General features: G+C 47.9%; 14 protein-coding genes. 8 read left to right on the plus strand and 6 right to left on the minus strand.

Annotated features, from left to right (window positions below; translation table 11 throughout):
• Position 1: 1 nt before the first annotated feature.
• Positions 2 to 868: an acyl-CoA thioesterase II gene (gene tesB, locus SPUTW3181_RS11960; protein WP_011789586.1), complete on the minus strand. Its 867-nt coding sequence runs from the start codon at positions 866 to 868 to the stop codon at positions 2 to 4.
• Positions 869 to 985: 117 nt separating this feature from the next.
• Positions 986 to 1927 carry an SDR family NAD(P)-dependent oxidoreductase gene (locus tag SPUTW3181_RS11965; protein ID WP_011789587.1) on the minus strand — a complete coding sequence of 314 codons (942 nt, stop codon included), beginning with the start codon at positions 1925 to 1927 and terminating at the stop codon, positions 986 to 988.
• A gap of 396 nt (positions 1928 to 2323) precedes the next feature.
• On the opposite strand from SPUTW3181_RS11965, the gene SPUTW3181_RS11970 reads away from it, so the two are divergent.
• Positions 2324 to 3199: a 1,4-dihydroxy-2-naphthoate polyprenyltransferase gene (locus SPUTW3181_RS11970; RefSeq protein ID WP_011789588.1), complete on the plus strand. Its 876-nt coding sequence runs from the start codon at positions 2324 to 2326 to the stop codon at positions 3197 to 3199.
• Between the two features lie 146 nt (positions 3200 to 3345).
• Here the strand turns inward: SPUTW3181_RS11970 and SPUTW3181_RS11975 are convergent, their stop codons facing one another.
• The gene (locus tag SPUTW3181_RS11975) at positions 3346 to 4161 is read right to left on the minus strand and encodes a DODA-type extradiol aromatic ring-opening family dioxygenase (RefSeq protein WP_041408196.1); all 816 of its coding nucleotides are present in this window, start codon (positions 4159 to 4161) and stop codon (positions 3346 to 3348) included.
• Positions 4162 to 4503: 342 nt separating this feature from the next.
• On the opposite strand from SPUTW3181_RS11975, the gene SPUTW3181_RS11980 reads away from it, so the two are divergent.
• A complete protein-coding gene (locus SPUTW3181_RS11980) occupies positions 4504 to 5394 on the plus strand; it encodes a LysR family transcriptional regulator (RefSeq protein WP_011789590.1) in 891 nt (296 codons plus the stop codon).
• Positions 5395 to 5547: 153 nt separating this feature from the next.
• Here the strand turns inward: SPUTW3181_RS11980 and gndA are convergent, their stop codons facing one another.
• The 3 genes from gndA to SPUTW3181_RS11995 all read right to left on the minus strand — a co-directional run bounded on the left by gndA (position 5548) and on the right by SPUTW3181_RS11995 (position 9795).
• On the minus strand, positions 5548 to 7074 hold the full coding sequence (gene gndA / locus SPUTW3181_RS11985; RefSeq protein WP_011789591.1) for an NADP-dependent phosphogluconate dehydrogenase: 1527 nt from the start codon (positions 7072 to 7074) through the stop codon (positions 5548 to 5550).
• 150 nt (positions 7075 to 7224) lie between these two features.
• Positions 7225 to 7539: a quaternary ammonium compound efflux SMR transporter SugE gene (gene sugE, locus SPUTW3181_RS11990; RefSeq protein ID WP_011789592.1), complete on the minus strand. Its 315-nt coding sequence runs from the start codon at positions 7537 to 7539 to the stop codon at positions 7225 to 7227.
• Between the two features lie 297 nt (positions 7540 to 7836).
• A complete protein-coding gene (locus tag SPUTW3181_RS11995; protein ID WP_011789593.1) occupies positions 7837 to 9795 on the minus strand; it encodes a propionyl-CoA synthetase in 1959 nt (652 codons plus the stop codon).
• A 279-nt stretch (positions 9796 to 10074) separates the two neighbouring features.
• On the opposite strand from SPUTW3181_RS11995, the gene SPUTW3181_RS12000 reads away from it, so the two are divergent.
• From SPUTW3181_RS12000 to SPUTW3181_RS12025, 6 genes are all read left to right on the plus strand, one after another.
• Entirely contained in the window at positions 10075 to 10479 is a 405-nt protein-coding gene (locus SPUTW3181_RS12000) for a MerR family transcriptional regulator (RefSeq protein ID WP_011789594.1), read from the plus strand.
• A 152-nt stretch (positions 10480 to 10631) separates the two neighbouring features.
• Positions 10632 to 11801, plus strand: coding sequence for an isovaleryl-CoA dehydrogenase (locus tag SPUTW3181_RS12005; protein WP_011789595.1), 1170 nt, complete (start codon positions 10632 to 10634; stop codon positions 11799 to 11801).
• Between the two features lie 103 nt (positions 11802 to 11904).
• The gene (locus SPUTW3181_RS12010) at positions 11905 to 13512 is read left to right on the plus strand and encodes a carboxyl transferase domain-containing protein (RefSeq protein ID WP_011789596.1); all 1608 of its coding nucleotides are present in this window, start codon (positions 11905 to 11907) and stop codon (positions 13510 to 13512) included.
• 61 nt (positions 13513 to 13573) lie between these two features.
• Positions 13574 to 14440 (plus strand): enoyl-CoA hydratase-related protein, encoded by an 867-nt coding sequence (locus SPUTW3181_RS12015; protein WP_011789597.1) that lies wholly within the window; start codon positions 13574 to 13576, stop codon positions 14438 to 14440.
• A 14-nt stretch (positions 14441 to 14454) separates the two neighbouring features.
• Positions 14455 to 16509 carry an acetyl/propionyl/methylcrotonyl-CoA carboxylase subunit alpha gene (locus tag SPUTW3181_RS12020; RefSeq protein ID WP_041408395.1) on the plus strand — a complete coding sequence of 685 codons (2055 nt, stop codon included), beginning with the start codon at positions 14455 to 14457 and terminating at the stop codon, positions 16507 to 16509.
• Positions 16510 to 17442 (plus strand): hydroxymethylglutaryl-CoA lyase, encoded by a 933-nt coding sequence (locus SPUTW3181_RS12025; protein ID WP_011789599.1) that lies wholly within the window; start codon positions 16510 to 16512, stop codon positions 17440 to 17442.
• Positions 17443 to 17482 lie beyond the last annotated feature (40 nt).

Below are 17482 nucleotides of genomic sequence, written 5' to 3' on the forward strand. Positions count from 1 at the left end.
ATCAACTTCCCTTTACCATACGTATAAGACCTTCTTGAGTAGAAGAAGCCACTAACTCGCCCTGTTGATTAAAAAATTGCCCTCTAACATAACCCCTACCACCACTGGCATTAGGACTATCGATACTGTAAAGCAACCATTCACCCATATTGATTTGTCGATGGAACCAAATAGCATGATCTATCGTCGCCATTCGTACACCTGGACTTAAAAATGAGACACCGTGGGGCTGCGCTGCCGTCACTAAAAAGTTAAAGTCGGAAGCATAGGCAAGTAAATATTCATGGATATGGGCATCATTTGGCATAGGGCCATTAGCTCTCATCCAAACATAACGGTACGGCTCGGTTTCTTTAGGCGCAAAAGGGTGCAGTGGATTGACCAATCGCATCTCAATTGGTGCATCGGCCATAAACTTTTCCAGCATTTTAGCCGGAACTTTATCCCGCATCGTCATCGCAAGTTCTTGTTGATTCAATAAACCTTCAGGACCAGGAACCTGTGGCATCATCGCTTGATGACTAAAGCCTTCTTCAGGTTCTTGGAAAGAACAGGTCATATGAAAAATAGGGCGTCCTTTTTGGATAGCACTCACACGCCTTGCACTAAAACTACCGCCATCGCGCATATTCTCCACTTCATAAACAATCGGCAGTTTTTCGTCGCCCGCACGTAAAAAATAGGAATGCAAAGAATGTACGTTACGTTCAACTGGAACCGTTTGTTTAGCAGCACTTAAGGCCTGCCCCATCACTTGGCCACCAAACACATGGCCAAAACCCAGATCTTGGCTTTGACCACGAAAGAGGCCAATTTCAATTTGCTCAAGGGAAAGTAATGATAAAAGATCGTCTAATACCTGACTCATGGGATCCTACTGACCTACAGAATAGTTAACCATTAATACTAAAGGGTAACTCAGTTCTACTAGGGCTGACCAGCATTGAGTAAATAATGCTAAAACGAAAATGCTGTTCACTCAGCACTAATCAATTTTAATATCGTGCTCTAATGCGCTGAGCTTTGACCAAGAAAGCACTTTATCCTCACCACAAGCATGTAAACTCACGGGAAACGCTTGATAAATTTGATGCCAACATTGAGCCAATTTATGGGGTGTGCATAATCCTTCACAAAAATACATCGGCAAAAACTCAGCAAACATGCCATGGCTGACACTCCCTGCCCCCGCCAAAATATGCTGGCCGTTGGGTGCATGTTCGCTGACTAAAAAAGCGGTCGTGGCGGTCAGGGTATCGAAGGAAAATAAGGGTTGAATTGCTGTTGCCAAATGTTTTTCTGTCATTGCTGTGACCGCCTGTGGACATAGGCTGTTCACTCGAATATTGTGCATTTCTCCTTCGATAGACAGACTGTTAACCATACCAACTAGAGCCATTTTGGCTGCACTAAATCCGACTTGATGTAAATCACCAAATAACCCGGATACTCCTGTGGTCATCACAATACGGCCATAGTTTTGCAATTTCATTAATGGCCATACCGCTTGAGTCAAATAAAAACTGCCATTTAAATCCACATCTAACTGTCGCTGCCATTGTTCTGGTGTGATCCTTTCAAAGGCACACGCCCCATAAATACCCGCGTTATTAATTAAAATATCAATCCGTTGCCAGCTTTTCGCGACGGTATCAACCATACGATCTACAGCCGCTTTGTCACTCACATCGAGGACAAACTGGAGGCAATCACAACCTAATTTAATAATACTATCATATGTTTGATTCAAGTTGTCATTGATGGAGTGAGTAACAGATTGAGCATCTGTACTGACTTCAGCACAGTGAACTGTAGGTTGATCGATAAGTACGACTTTTGCACCCCGCTCTGCCAGCATAATAGCGTAAGCTCGGCCAAGTCCTGAACCCGCTCCGGTGATCAGTGCCACTTTCTTATCGAAACGCATCTGAACGTATCCTTATTGATATAATGCAAATTCACATTATCTGGAGTGTGGACCTTATGTAAAATCAATATAGATACCTAAGTGCTTCTCTTTAGATAACACTTGGGTATACATGGCATCTTTGATGTTTACAACCTAATGAGTGCATTGAACAATTTACCTAAATTAATAAAATCTTAGGTAAATGCTTATTTAACCCTTGTGCTATAACAACACAGACTTTTATGATTTTCTTTGAGCTTGGCGACAAATATCATTCCATATAAGTCAACATATGTGCGCCAATTCAAACTCTGTTAAATGCGTTTATTAGATAGTGCTCACTTTCGAGCAAAATATTGTTATGCTACTCCTAATTAAATATCGATTTCTTTTTCGAGATAACGACTGGACGCCATGAATCCTTGGATTTTAGCCATAAGACCGCGCACGCTTCCTGCGGCAATAGGGCCATTATTAATTGGTAATATACTTGCCTTACACCTTAACAGTTTTAGCTGGTTAATTGCTGCAACCTCCATGCTCTGCGCCATATTGTTGCAGGTTGCCGTTAACCTTGCTAACGACTACTTTGATTTTAAAAATGGTATCGATACTGCTGAACGTATTGGCCCCATTCGCGTTACCCAAAGTGGTATGATCCCCGCAAATAGTGTGCGTAATGCCATGATATTGTGTCTTATCCTTGCTCTCGCTGTCGGTTCGTATCTGATTTGGCACGGAGGCTGGCCCATCGCCATTCTCGCCGCCGCCGCTATTTTAGGTGCTCTTGGCTACAGCGGTGGCCCCTATCCCCTCGCCTCCCATGGGCTCGGTGAAGTAGCGGCATTTGTCTTTTTTGGCTTAGTGGCAGTGGTGGGCAGTTATTATCTGCAGGCGGGCGATACGACTATTAATGCGTGGTTATTAGGTTGTGCGATTGGCTTATTTAACGCTGCGATTATGTTGGTGAATAACACTCGCGACATCCGTACCGACACCCAAGCGGGCAAACATACTCTAGCGGTACGTATTGGCGAAGCTCAGGCAAAAGTGCTTTATCAAGCCTTAATCTATTTGCCCTTTGGTCTAGTCATCGCTGGCTTTTTATTCGGTATTTTACCCGGTTTACCAGTACTACTTGCGGGATTATCTCTGCTTATTGCCCGCAAACTCAGTAGCGATTTTTATGCCGTTTCTGGTGAAGCCTTAAATCCGTTACTCGGCCGCACAGCTAAGTTAACCATGATTTTCAGTACCTTGTTTAGCGTGGGTTTAGTGTTTACCGCATAAGAGTAAATCCGCTAAGCTAATGCTACACCACAGCTCAATGCTGAATATAAAAAGGTTCATATCTTCGATAGATACGAACCTTTTTTATTGGCCGCAGCACGACTTCAATTTGGCTTAATATCGACGAGGGAAATCCTACCCCCCATTTATTGCCAGATATAACCAGAGATCAGCGTGTTTAACAAAATACCATTAAAGTTACGTTCGGCATGGGATGAACCATGATGGCCTGCACCAAAACACACATGTAGCGGTAATAAATGTTCTTCCCGCGGATGACTAAAACGCGCTTCAGGGGCTGATTGCCAATGAGTTAACGCTATTTTTACCTCGGCAGAACTAACACTTGCCGTTAAAGTTTGCGTCAGCCAATAGTCAAACTCTGCGCTGCGGCTTTGGACCGTGGGATCGCTTGAAAAAAACGCCCGCATATTGTGAAACGACATCCCTGAGCCCACGATCAACACCCCTTGGTCCCGCAGCGGCGCTAAAGCCTCCCCAATCGCTATATGGATTTTAGGATCGAGGCTGTGGACTAACGACATCTGCACCACGGGAATATTCGCTTCAGGATACATCAACTTAAGTGGTACAAAGGTACCGTGATCAAATGCGCGTTCGCTATCTAAGCGGGCGGCGATGCCCTTATCTGCTAGCATATTCGCAATCTGTTCGGCTAATTCTGGCTCACCGGGTGCAGGATATGTCAGCTGATAAGCCTCAGGTGGAAATCCATAGTAGTCATACAAAATACTTGGCTTTGGGCTACTCGACAAAGTCACCACAGATTCTTCCCAATGGGCAGTGATCAACACAATCGCCTTCGGAGTGGGCATTGGCGCTGTTACTGAAGTTAAAAATGTACGCAACTCCCTATGATTAACATCATTGAGCAAAGGCATAGGGCCACCACCGTGGGGCACAAATAGCACAGGCATACGACTCGCGTTAACTTGCATCATAATCCTCTCGTGTTGATTAACTTATATTTGTACTACTGGCTTTAAACTCAGCATTTCTCGCTTAACTCACTGTCCTACATAACACTTCAATGCACGCTTAAAATGCGGAACGACTCTGCACCAACTGCCGCTGAAATCGCACTAAACGCTCCACAATTTCATCGAGTTGAATAATCGCATCGCACACACCCCATTAAACCTGATATTTGCCGTCAGTCTGGGACATAAATGCACAACAACGAGCAAGAATGGAATCGATTATGAGCCGATAAAAGATAAATAAATATGGAATAAAATCTAATATCTCATAAACTAATAGTTTATAACTTGCGAGTAATATTTGTGACCTTAGACCAACTGCTGATGTTTAAAACCGTAGCTGAGGCGGGCTCACTCAAAGCTGCCAGTAACAAGCTACATAAAACCCAACCCGCCATAAGCCAAAGTATCAAACAGTTAGAATCCCAACTCGATCTTATCCTGTTTAATCGCGAAGGTTATCGACTCGCCATCACAGAACAAGGTCGAAAACTGCTGCAACATACCCTGCGGGTACTGAATGAAGCGCAAGAAATGAAGCAAGTAGCGAAGCATTTAGCCAAAGGTAACGAAGCAAGCATCACCTTAGCTTTTGAAGCCTCCTTTAATCTCGCTCGAATTTTGCCGATTTTAGAGCTGACTCAAAATGAGTTTCCTTATACCCAAATTATTCTCAAACAAGAGTTTTTAACTGGTGCACTCGAAGCGCTAAATCAAGATAAAGCTGAAATCATCATCTCTGCGGGCGGAATTGAACCCATACGTTCGAGCCATTTAGAATTAGCCTATTTATTTTCCGGTAGCCTTCTCGATGTTGCCGCACCGCGCTTACTCAGCCGTTATCCCAACCTAAGCCATGTACGGGAGTTAGTGAACGAATACCAAATCGTGATCCAAGATACAGGGACGGGAACAGCCAATATTGAATTTGGGGTACAGGCGGGGCAACGACGTTGGTATGTTAATGATTTTTATACCAAGAAAATGCTTATTCAAAGTGGTATGGGCTGGGGCAAGCTGCCGCACTATATGATTGAAGATTCACTCAAACAGGGCGCATTGATTGCACTGGATCTGCGTGAAAGACAAAATAATATTCAACTCGATTACTATGTGATGCGAAAACCCCACTCACCTTTAGGCCCCGTGGCACAAGCACTCTGGCAAAAGCTGATCGCCTTTTCATTGAGCTGAATGCTTAAGACTTCAAGCTTCAGGTTTGGTTTTAGTGGCTTTAAATAAGGTGAAGTAACTAAGTTATATGCCCTTATAAAGTCATCGGCCATAAACAAAAACGCCCCTCGATAAGGGGCGTCTTTCATTTCAATAACAGGCTAAACCTTAGACTTAAACCTTAGCTAAGGTGCGCTCTTTGGCACTCCAATCTAAGTGATATTTCTCGCCTGCTGGGGTATCGATACGCTCAAATGTATGGGAACCGAAAAAGTCACGCTGACCTTGGAGCAAGTTTGCCGGTAATGTTTCGCAGCGGTAACTGTCGTAATACGCCAGAGCCGAGCTAATACAAGGTGCTGGAATGCCTTGCATCACCGCAGTCGCGACTGCGGTACGCCATAGGCCTTGCTTTTCAGACAAGGCAGACGCAAAACTGTCCGCCATCAACAAATTGCTAAGATCAGATTTGTCTTCATAGGCTTGAGTGATGGATTGCAAGAAAGTCGCGCGAATAATACAACCCGCACGCCAAATTTTTGCAATTTGCGCAAAGTCTAACTGCCATTTTTGCTCATGGGCCGTCATCGCCATTAACTGGAAACCTTGGGCGTAACAACAGACTTTTGCACAATATAACGCGCTTTCAAGGGCTTCAATCAATTGCGCTTTTTGCGCATTATTAATAATTGTTGGATTTGGCCCCGCTAATTTCTGGCTAAGTTGCAAGCGTAAGGATTTTTGGGTACTCACGGCGCGAGCATACACAGCCTCAGCAATCGTCGGCGCCGGACAGCCAATTTGTAAACTGCTCACGGCCGTCCACAAACCCGTGCCTTTTTGGCCCGCTTTATCTAAGATCATTTCCACCAGCGGTTTACCCGTTAAGGGATCGGCCTGTTTTAATACTTCGCTGCTGATCTCCATCAAGTAGCTGTTCAAGCTGCCTTTGTTCCAGCGTTCAAACACATCGCCCACTTCAGAGGCGCTCATGCCTAAACCGTCATGCAGCATTTGATACGCTTCGCAAATCAACTGCATATCAGCGTATTCGATACCGTTGTGCACCATTTTCACATAATGGCCAGCACCCGCGGGACCAATATAAGTCGTGCATGGCTCGCCTTCTGTCACGGGATTACCCGGCTCGAAGCGTTCGATAGGTAGCCCAGTTTTGGCATCAACCTTAGCGGCAATGGCTTTCCAAATCGGCGCAACATGATGCCATGCATCGATATCACCGCTAGGCATAAGTGAGGGGCCGAAGCGCGCACCGACTTCGCCGCCCGAAACGGCAGAACTAAAAAATACAAACTGGCCTTTGTATCGCGCTTCACGCTCAACAGTGTCAGTCCATAAACTGTTACCTGTGTCGATAACAATATCATCGGACTCAATTCCGGCAGAAATCAAGGCACTACAGACACCATCGACGGGGGCTCCAGCAGGAACAGAAAGCACAAGAATACGGGGTTTTGTGAGACTGGCTAACATTTCGGTAAGATTAGCACAGCCAAGAATGCGAGATTCGAGTCCAGCACGTTCCTGTTTTTCTTGCTGTATAACACCATTAACTTTAACAGGATCGAGGTCAAATGCGCTGACGTGATATTGGTTATCTGCGATGTTTAGCGCGAGGTTTTTACCCATAACACCAAGGCCAATTACGCCGATATCATTAAGATTGCTGTGGTTTTGCATTATATTATTCCCACGGGTCACAGAGGTTAGAGTTAACCAATTTTGTGGAGGAATTATAGCGATCTTTGTAACTTAATTACCAGAGACATACGATTGGCAATTTCGATTGTGCCGAAAGTGCCAATCGTTTAGGTCTCATTTTATCTACAATTAATGGGCGAGTTTAAGCCCTAAAACACCCAGTAATATCAATATCAAACTGGCGATTTTAAGTAAGCTAACGCCTTCTCCTAAGAGGATAATTCCCGCAATCGCCGTACCCATAGCACCAATGCCGACCCACACGCCGTAAGCCGTACCAATAGGCAAATGCTTAACCGCGAGTCCTAACAGCAACACACTCACAGCCATCGACGCCACTGTAAAGATACTTGGCCACAAACGCGTAAAACCGTCGGTATATTTAAGGCCAATAGCCCAACCAATTTCAAATAAACCCGCAAGAACTAATAAGAACCAACTCATAGTGAACTCCCATAAAGGGGTCGTCCCCATGTTAGATTAGGCGTATTTAGGGTCGTCCCTAAGCCATTTGATTACAGTCAAACTGTAGGTGATATAGCTGTACGTAATAACTGTACGTGATGAGAATGCAAGACTAGCAAATTTGTGGTGAAAATTTCAATCTTTGATTTTGCCGAAATAAGAAATGCCATGCGCAAAAAGGCGATAGCAAGCTTGGTCAGTTTACTATCGCCTTGATATTTCAACTCTCGATAAGACCTTTACACTCTTTCTATAAAAGCCTTTACGCTCTATTTCTTACACTAAGGCATCGGCATAACCCATGCGAGTGAGCGCGGTACGCACTAACTCTAAGGTCTGTGGATCTTCTATGGTCGCTGGCGCGGTATATTGCTGATTATCGGCAATTTTTCGCATAGTACCGCGTAAAATTTTACCAGAGCGCGTTTTAGGTAATTTTTGAATGGCACTCACTAACCTAAAGGAGGCGACGGGACCAATTTCTTGGCGTACTAGGGTTATTAACTGTTTATGCAGCTCTTCATCACTGATCGTCACGCCTTTCTTAAGTACCACTAATCCGAGGGGAACTTGACCCTTAAGCGCATCATCTACCCCAATTACCGCGGCTTCGGCCACATCAGGGTGTTGACATAACACTTCTTCGAAGCGCCCCGTCGATAGCCTGTGTCCCGCTACATTTATGATGTCATCGATACGACTCATAATGTAGAGATAGCCGTCTTCATCGGTATAACCCGCATCACCAGTTAAGTAGTAACCCGGATACATAGACAAGTAACTATCTTGATAGCGTTGATCATTTTGCCACAGTGTCGTCAACGTCCCCGGCGGTAGGGGCAATTTAATCACCACATTACCCGAAGTATTGGGTGCAACTTGCTCACCTAATTCATCCAATACTTCAACCGCATAACCCGGCACAGGTAAAGCGGGCGAACCTGGTTTAATGGTAATCGGTGCTGTACCCATTAAATTTGCCGCTACTGGCCAGCCGGTTTCGGTTTGCCACCAGTGATCAATAACAGGTTTAGCAAGTTTTGTGTGTGCCCAAACTAAGGTATCGGGATCGCAACGCTCCCCCGCCAAAAACACATTTTTAAGACAGGTTAAATCAACACCTTGTAGATATTCACCGTCAGGATCTTCACGCTTGATTGCGCGAATGGCTGTCGGCGCTGTGAAAAAACTTTTGACTTTATATTTGGCAATCGTACGCCAAAAAGCACCGGGATCGGGCGTACCGACAGGTTTGCCCTCGTACATTAAGGTGGTTGCACCAACCAGCAGCGGTCCATACACAATGTAAGAATGGCCCACAACCCAGCCCACATCGGACGCAGCCCAAAACACATCACCCGCTTGAATATCATAAATATGCTGCATCGACCAAGCCAGAGCCACGGCATGGCCACCATTATCGCGCACCACACCTTTAGGCTGACCCGTGGTGCCTGAGGTATAAAGCACATACAAGGGATCGGTAGCCTTAAGCGCGACACAATCGGCCTTAGGTGCAGTTGCTAATACGGCTTGCCAATCTAAGTCACGGCCCTCAAGTAAATCGGCCTGATACTGGCTACGATTCAAAATTAGGCAGTGATCAACCTGATGTACAGACTGAGCCAAGGCTTTGTCTAGTAAAGGCTTATAAGGAATGACGCCCGAGGGCTCAATGCCGCAGGATGCCGACAATACCAATTTGGGTTTAGCATCATTGATCCGAGTCGCGAGTTCATTGGCGGCAAAGCCACCAAAAAATACCGAATGAATCGCGCCGATGCGGGCACAAGCCAGCATAGCAAAGGCGGTTTCCGGCACCATAGGCATATAAATCACCACACGGTCGCCCTTTCTTATACCAATAGATTGCATAAAGCCAGCGAGTCGGCTCACTTGAGCCTGTAACTCCGCGTAACTAATGCCATATTCAGTATCCGTTACTGGACTCACATACTGGATAGCCACTTGGTCACCGCGCCCAGCCAACACATGGCGGTCAACGGCATTATAACAAGTGTTCATCTCACCATCGGCAAACCAGTGATAAAACGGTGCCTGCGATTCATCGAGCACCGTTTGCGCCGGCTTAATCCAATCGAGCGTCTTCGCCGCTTCTCCCCAGAATTCGGCTTTATTAAGCAAGGATGCTTGGTGCAACGCTTGATGTTTTTGTTGGTTCTGTTTTTGATTTGTGGCTTGCGCTACAGATGCATTTTGCTGTTCGATCAACATATGTCCTCCAATCAGGACTGCGGCTTTAATTAGCAGCCGCAATAACGACAACTACCCCTTCCTTCCTGCTTCTATTATTAGCAAGGAGACCTCAAGCCCACTATTAGACGTTAGCCTATAACCAGAAGATATTTGTGGTTTTATGAGCTTTAAATCCAGCCGCACAGCCCGATGGCAATTGGGATTGACACTTTTTTGCCAACAGAATAAAAGTCAAAATCTTTACCTTTACGTAAACTTCATATATCTTGCTTAAAACTGATTATTTAGGGTACATGAATGAGCGCAACACACACAGTACAAACAACGTACTCGATTAGTGATCTCTCAAAAGAATTTGATATCACCACACGGAGCATTCGTTTCTACGAAGACCAAGGCTTGCTTAAGCCGAAACGTCGCGGTCAAACCCGTATTTACAGTCTTAAGGACAGGGTTCGACTCAAACTTATTCTGCGCGGCAAGCGCCTTGGGTTCTCCCTTGCGGAGACCCGACGCCTGTTCGAACTTTACGATGCCGATAAGAGCAGCACCACTCAGCTCAATACCATGCTTGCCCTCGTGGAAGAGAAAAAATCCGCCCTACAACAGCAAATGGACGACATCAAAGTGGTCCTGATGGAGCTAAATTCGGCCGAGCAGCAATGCCGCCTCGCCCTAGAAGAAAGCAAGACCAAGGCCTAATGCCTTCGAGCTTGCAAGCATAGCATTAACGAACACCTCAGTTGGTACGACCGCGTGACAGGGATACATCACGCTAAGCAAGACAGTTTTAAAGACTCAAGCACCTAATAATCATAACAATATAAATTAGAACATCTGAAAGGACACAAGCAATGAACTCACTCTACACCAGTCTTAATTTTGGCCTAGGCGAAGATGTCGATATGCTGCGCGATGCAGTGCAGGATTTTGCCGCGAATGAAATCGCACCGATTGCCGCGAAAGTGGATCACGACAATGCCTTTCCCAATGAACTTTGGCCTGTGCTTGGAGGTATGGGACTGCTCGGCGTAACAGTACCCGAAGAGTTCGGCGGCGCGAACATGGGCTACCTTGCCCACGTCGTCGCAATGGAAGAAATTTCCCGCGCCTCGGCCTCTATCGGCTTAAGTTACGGTGCCCACTCCAATCTGTGCGTAAACCAAATTAACCGTAACGGTAATGCCGCACAAAAAGCCAAATACTTACCAAAGCTCGTCAGCGGTGAGCATATTGGCGCACTGGCTATGAGTGAACCCAATGCGGGTTCTGATGTGGTTTCGATGAAACTGCACGCCCGCAAAGAAGGCGACCGTTATATTCTTAATGGCAACAAGATGTGGATCACCAACGGTCCCGATGCCAATACCTATGTTATTTATGCCAAAACCGACTTAACTAAGGGCGCCCACGGCATCACCGCCTTTATCGTCGAGCGCGGTTTTAAAGGTTTCAGCCAAGCGCAAAAACTCGACAAACTCGGCATGCGCGGTTCAAACACCTGTGAACTGGTGTTTGAAGAGGTAGAAGTGCCAGAGGAAAACATCCTTGGTGGCCTCAACAATGGCGTCAAAGTGCTGATGAGTGGCTTAGATTACGAACGCGTAGTGCTCTCAGGCGGACCGTTGGGGATCATGAACGCCTGTATGGATATCGTTGTGCCTTATATCCACGAGCGTGAGCAATTTGGTAAATCAATCGGTGAATTCCAACTAGTACAAGGCAAGTTAGCCGACATGTACACCGGTATGAATGCCGCCAAATCCTATGTCTATAACGTAGCAAAATCCTGCGATCGCGGTGAAACTACCCGCAAAGACGCCGCGGGCGCCATTCTCTACAGTGCGGAACTCGCCACAAAAATGGCACTGGATGCCATTCAATTGCTCGGCGGTAATGGCTATGTCAACGAGTACGCGACAGGCCGCTTACTGCGCGATGCCAAACTCTATGAGATTGGCGCTGGCACCTCAGAAATTCGCCGTATGCTGATTGGCCGCGAGCTCTTTAACGAATCGAAATAAGCAGCCCAGGGCGAACGATGCATAACTCGGCTTAAGTCCTTCATGCTCCCTCGCCCAACTAAGCCAACGGATACTGAGTTACCGCTTTATAAGGACAATCAAAGTGACGCAATTAAGCAGTCGTATCAACGCCCGTAGCGATGAATTTAAAGCCAAATCCGACGATATGGCCGCTCTCGTGGCCGATCTTAAAACCAAACTCGCCAGAATCGAACTCGGCGGCGGCCCTGTGGCGCTGGAGCGTCATTTATCCCGCGGGAAATTACTCCCACGTCAACGGGTTGAAAAGCTGCTCGATGCAGGTTCGCCCTTTTTAGAGCTATCGCAATTTGCGGCGTTTGAAGTCTATGACGAAGAAGTGCCCGCTGCGGGCATTATCGCTGGTATCGGCCGTGTGAGCGGTGTCGAGTGCATGATTATCGCCAACGACGCTACAGTTAAAGGCGGCACTTACTACCCGATTACCGTTAAAAAACACCTCCGCGCCCAAGATATTGCCAGTCGTTGTCACTTGCCTTGTATCTATTTAGTCGACTCAGGCGGCGCCAACCTGCCCCGCCAAGATGAAGTCTTCCCAGACCGCGACCATTTTGGCCGTATCTTTTATAACCAAGCGCAAATGTCCGCTAAAGGTATCCCCCAAATTGCGGTGGTGATGGGCTTATGTACCGCAGGCGGCGCTTATGTGCCGGCCATGGCGGATGAATCGATTATCGTAAAAGATCAAGGCACTATCTTCTTAGCTGGGCCGCCGTTAGTAAAAGCCGCGACCGGTGAAGAAGTCAGCGCCGAAGAACTCGGCGGCGCCGAAGTGCACACTAAAATTTCAGGTGTCGCGGACCACTTAGCCCAAAACGATGAGCATGCCTTAGAGCTTGCCCGCCGTGCAGTGCTGCGTCTGAATCATCAAAAAGAAATCAAATCACTCCTAAGCCCTGTCAAACCGCCAAAGTTCGACATTAGCGAACTGTATGGCATTGTCGGCACCGACTTGAAAAAGCCATTCGATGTCAAAGAAGTTATCGCCCGCATCGTCGACGACTCGGATTTCGATGAGTTTAAAGCCAACTATGGCGCGACTTTGGTCTGCGGTTTTGCCCGTATTCACGGCTATCCAGTTGGGATTGTCGCCAACAACGGCATTTTATTCTCAGAATCGGCGCAAAAAGGCGCGCACTTTATCGAGCTGTGTTGCCAGCGTAAGATCCCGCTACTGTTCCTGCAAAACATCACCGGCTTTATGGTGGGTAAAAAGTACGAACACGAAGGTATCGCCAAGCACGGCGCCAAGATGGTGACCGCAGTGTCCTGCGCCAATGTACCTAAATTTACCGTGATTATTGGTGGCAGCTATGGCGCAGGTAACTACGGTATGTGTGGCCGCGCCTTCGAGCCAACCATGATGTGGATGTGGCCCAATGCGCGTATCTCTGTAATGGGTGGCGAGCAAGCCGCTGGCGTATTAGCGACTGTACGCCGCGACGGTTTAGCCCGTAAGGGCGAAGCATGGTCAGTTGAGGATGAAAAAGCCTTCAAGGCACCGATTATTGCCCAGTACGATAAAGAGGGTCATCCCTACCATGCCAGTGCCCGCCTGTGGGATGACGGCATTATCGACCCGGCGCAAACCCGTGATGTGGTGGGCCTCGCCCTGTCAGCCGCATTAAATGCCCCTATCGAAGACACCCGCTTCGGCGTCTTCCGTATGTAACGCATCTTGCGATGCCTTACGTATCACTCATAGAGGGAATAACGATGACGGGAATAAAATAATGACTGACACACAACACCAGAACACTAGCACTCAATCCTTAGGCAATTTGCAGCACGCCTTAGACCATTTGCAACATGTAAGTTACGCGCTGAATAACGGCGTAGGCGAGTTAATCCTTAACCGAGCCGAAGTGCACAACGCCTTCGATGAGGTGATGATTAGCGAAATGATCGTCGTCCTCGGTTATTTTGCCGAGCACAAAGACTGCAAACTGTTGGTATTAAAAGCCAATGGCAAAAACTTCAGCGCTGGCGCCGACTTAAATTGGATGCGCAAACAAGCAAAGATGGATTTCGATCAAAACCTCAATGACGCCAAAGCACTGGCTAAGCTGATGCAGGATTTAGATACCTTTCCAAAACCCACTATCGCCTTAATCCAAGGTGCGGCCTTTGGCGGCGCGCTTGGGTTAATCTGCGCCAGTGATATTGCCATCGCCACCGAGCGTGCCAGTTTCTGCTTAAGCGAAGTCAAACTAGGGCTGATCCCTGCGGTGATTAGCCCCTACGTTGCCCGCGCTATGGGCAATCGCGCCTCACGCCGCTATATGCTGACCGCAGAGCGTTTTGATGCGCAAACAGCGCTCAAACTCAATGTTATCCATGAGATAAACGACGATTTAGCGGCCGCAGCCCAACCCATTATCACCGCGCTGCTGGCCAACAGTCCGCAGGGAATGGCATGGGTAAAGACCCTACTCGCCCGCCTCGAAGACGGCGTGATAGACCAAGATACGATTGATTACACCAGCGAGCGCATCGCCCGCATTCGGGTATCTGATGAAGGCCAAGAGGGCTTAAACGCCTTTTTTGAGAAACGTCAGCCGAACTGGCACACGCCAACCGATACCCAAGGAGCACTTTAATGTTGACCAAGCAGATGTTGACTAACAGCATGTTCACTAAGCTTTTAATTGCTAACCGTGGTGAAATTGCCTGCCGTATTATCAAAACCGCGCAGGCCATGGGCGTTCGCACCGTTGCCTTATATTCCGATGCCGATAAAAATGCCCGCCATGTTGCCATGGCCGACGAATCGTTTTACTTAGGTGGCAGCGCTCCAGCGGATTCTTACCTGAAGGGCGACTTGATTATTGACATCGCCAAAAAAGCCCAGGCACAAGCCATTCACCCAGGCTATGGTTTTTTATCGGAAAACGCCGATTTTGCCCGCAAGTGTGAGGCCGCCGGAATCGTGTTTGTTGGCCCTGGCAGCGAGGCCATCGATGCCATGGGCAGCAAGAGCGCAGCCAAAGCCATTATGACGGCAGCGCAAGTGCCTTTAGTGCCAGGTTACCATGGCGACGATCAAACCGACGCCACCCTCAAGGCCGAAGCCTTAAAAATCGGCTTCCCCATGCTGATAAAAGCCGCCTACGGTGGCGGTGGCAAAGGCATGCGTATTGTTGAGCATGAAGGCGAAATCATGGACGCCATCAACTCGGCGCGCCGTGAAGCGGCCTCCTCCTTCGGTAACGATAAATTATTGCTGGAGCGTTACTTGCGCCACCCTCGCCATGTCGAAGTGCAAGTGTTCGCCGATACCTTTGGCAATGCGATTTACTTATCGGATCGCGATTGTTCGATTCAGCGCCGCCATCAAAAAGTGGTCGAAGAAGCCCCTGCGCCCGGTTTAAGCGATGAGCTGCGCGCCCAAATGGGTGAAGCCGCCGTAGCTGCCGCCAAGGCCATCGATTATGTCGGCGCGGGAACAGTTGAATTCCTGTTAGATACCGACAATCGCTTCTACTTTATGGAGATGAATACCCGTCTGCAGGTTGAGCATCCAGTGACCGAAATGGTGACCGGCCAAGACCTAGTCAAATGGCAGTTAATGGTCGCCAGTGGTCAGCCATTGCCCCTTAAGCAAGATGAAGTGCGGATCCACGGCCATTCCTTTGAAGTGCGTATTTATGCCGAAGATCCACAGAATGAGTTTTTACCCGCCAGCGGTAAGCTCAACTTTTTACGTGAACCCGAGCAAAGTAAATACGTGCGTATCGATTCGGGCATTCGCGAAAATGATGTGATCAGTAACTTTTATGATCCGATGATTGCCAAGCTTATTGTATGGGATGAGTCGCGCCCACGTGCGCTGCAACGCCTAGTGCATGCCCTCGAGTCCTACCAAATCAGTGGGCTTAAACACAATATTGAATTTTTAGCCAATATTGCCGAGCATCCCGCCTTTGCCAAGGCGGACTTTAGCACCGACTTTATTAACCGTTACGGCGATGCACTGATTGGCAGTGCTTCGAGCGAAGCCGACACTGCGCTTGCCTTTGCCGCGCTGTATCAAGTGCTTGCCCGTAAAGAAGCGGCCAAGGCACAGGCGATTAATAGCACCGATCCTTACTCGCCTTGGGGCCAAGTCAGTGGCTTTAGACTCAACAGCGTCAGCCAGCATACTATTGCCCTGCTCGACGATGCCCACGAGTTACAACAATTGGTGCTATTAGACTTTGGCGATCACTACCTATTATCACAGCCTCAGTTATCTCAGCCAACTGACGCAGGCCAAGTGAGCAAGTCCCTCAGTGGTGAGCTTAAGCAGGATTTACTGTTAGCCGAAATCAACGGCCATAAGAGTAAAGTGCCCGTCAGTGCTCAGGGAGATGATTTTACGCTATTTTTACCCTCAGGCAGTTATCACTTCAGGGCGGTTAAAACCCAAGTGGTTGAGGCGCAGTCCAGCAATGAAGATAAGCTCAAGGCCCCGATGAACGGTACAGTCGTCACCCACTTAGTGGAAGTCGGGGCTGAGGTTAAGGCAGGACAAGGGCTACTGGTGATGGAAGCGATGAAGATGGAATACACCATCGAAGCGCCCTTCGACGGTATTGTTACCGAGTTCTACTTTAAGGCGGGCGAGTTAGTGAGCGATGGCGCCGTGCTGCTCCATGTTGAGCCCAAAGCCCAGAGCGAGGAAGCCTAAATGTCTGCGCTGGATCTTGCGAACTTAAGCGCCACTTCGGATAAGGTAAGCTTATTCGAGATGGGTCCCCGTGATGGCTTGCAGAATGAGGCCGCCGTCCCGACAGAGGCTAAAGTCGCCTTGATTGAAGCCCTTGCCGATGCGGGCGTGAAGCGAATTGAATCCGGCAGTTTTGTGTCACCCAAATGGGTGCCACAAATGGCCGATAGCGGCGACGTATTGCGCCAAATTCGCCGTCAAGCGGGCGTGGTTTACAGCGCCCTCACCCCCAATGTCAAAGGCTTAGAGCTAGCGCTGGATGCAAAAGCTTCCGAAGTCGCTATCTTTGGTGCGGCGTCACAAAGCTTTAGCCAGCGCAATATCAACTGTTCGATTGAAGAGTCGATTGAACGCTTTATCCCGTTGATGGACATGGCAAAAGCCGCCAATATCCCAGTTCGTGGCTATGTGTCCTGCGTTTTAGGTTGCCCCTATGAAGGAGAAATTGCGGCGAGCGAAGTGGCAAGAGTGTCTGAAATCGTTTACAAAATGGGCTGTTACGAAATTTCGCTCGGCGACACTATCGGTGTAGGCACGCCGTTAAAAGCCCGTAAAATGCTGCAAGCCGTGATGGAGCGAGTCCCGGTTGAAAAGCTCGCCCTGCACTTCCATGACACCTATGGCCAAGCATTAGCCAATATTACCGCCTGCCTCGACTTGGGCGTGCGCAGCTTTGACGCCTCGGTGGCGGGCTTAGGTGGTTGCCCGTATGCGAAAGGCGCGTCGGGCAATCTGGCGAGTGAAGACTTGGTCTATATGCTCCATGGTCTGGGCTTAAACACAGGTATCGATTTAGAAAAACTGGCATTAGCGGGTTTTGGGATCAGCAAACAATTAAATCGTCTTAATGGCTCTAAAGTCGCCAATGCAATCTTACAGGGCGCCAAAGCCTAGGTTCTAGGTTCTAGAAATGATTGGACACGAATAACAATTT

It is taken from the genome of Shewanella sp. W3-18-1, from assembly GCF_000015185.1.
Classification (GTDB): Bacteria; Pseudomonadota; Gammaproteobacteria; order Enterobacterales; family Shewanellaceae; genus Shewanella; species Shewanella putrefaciens.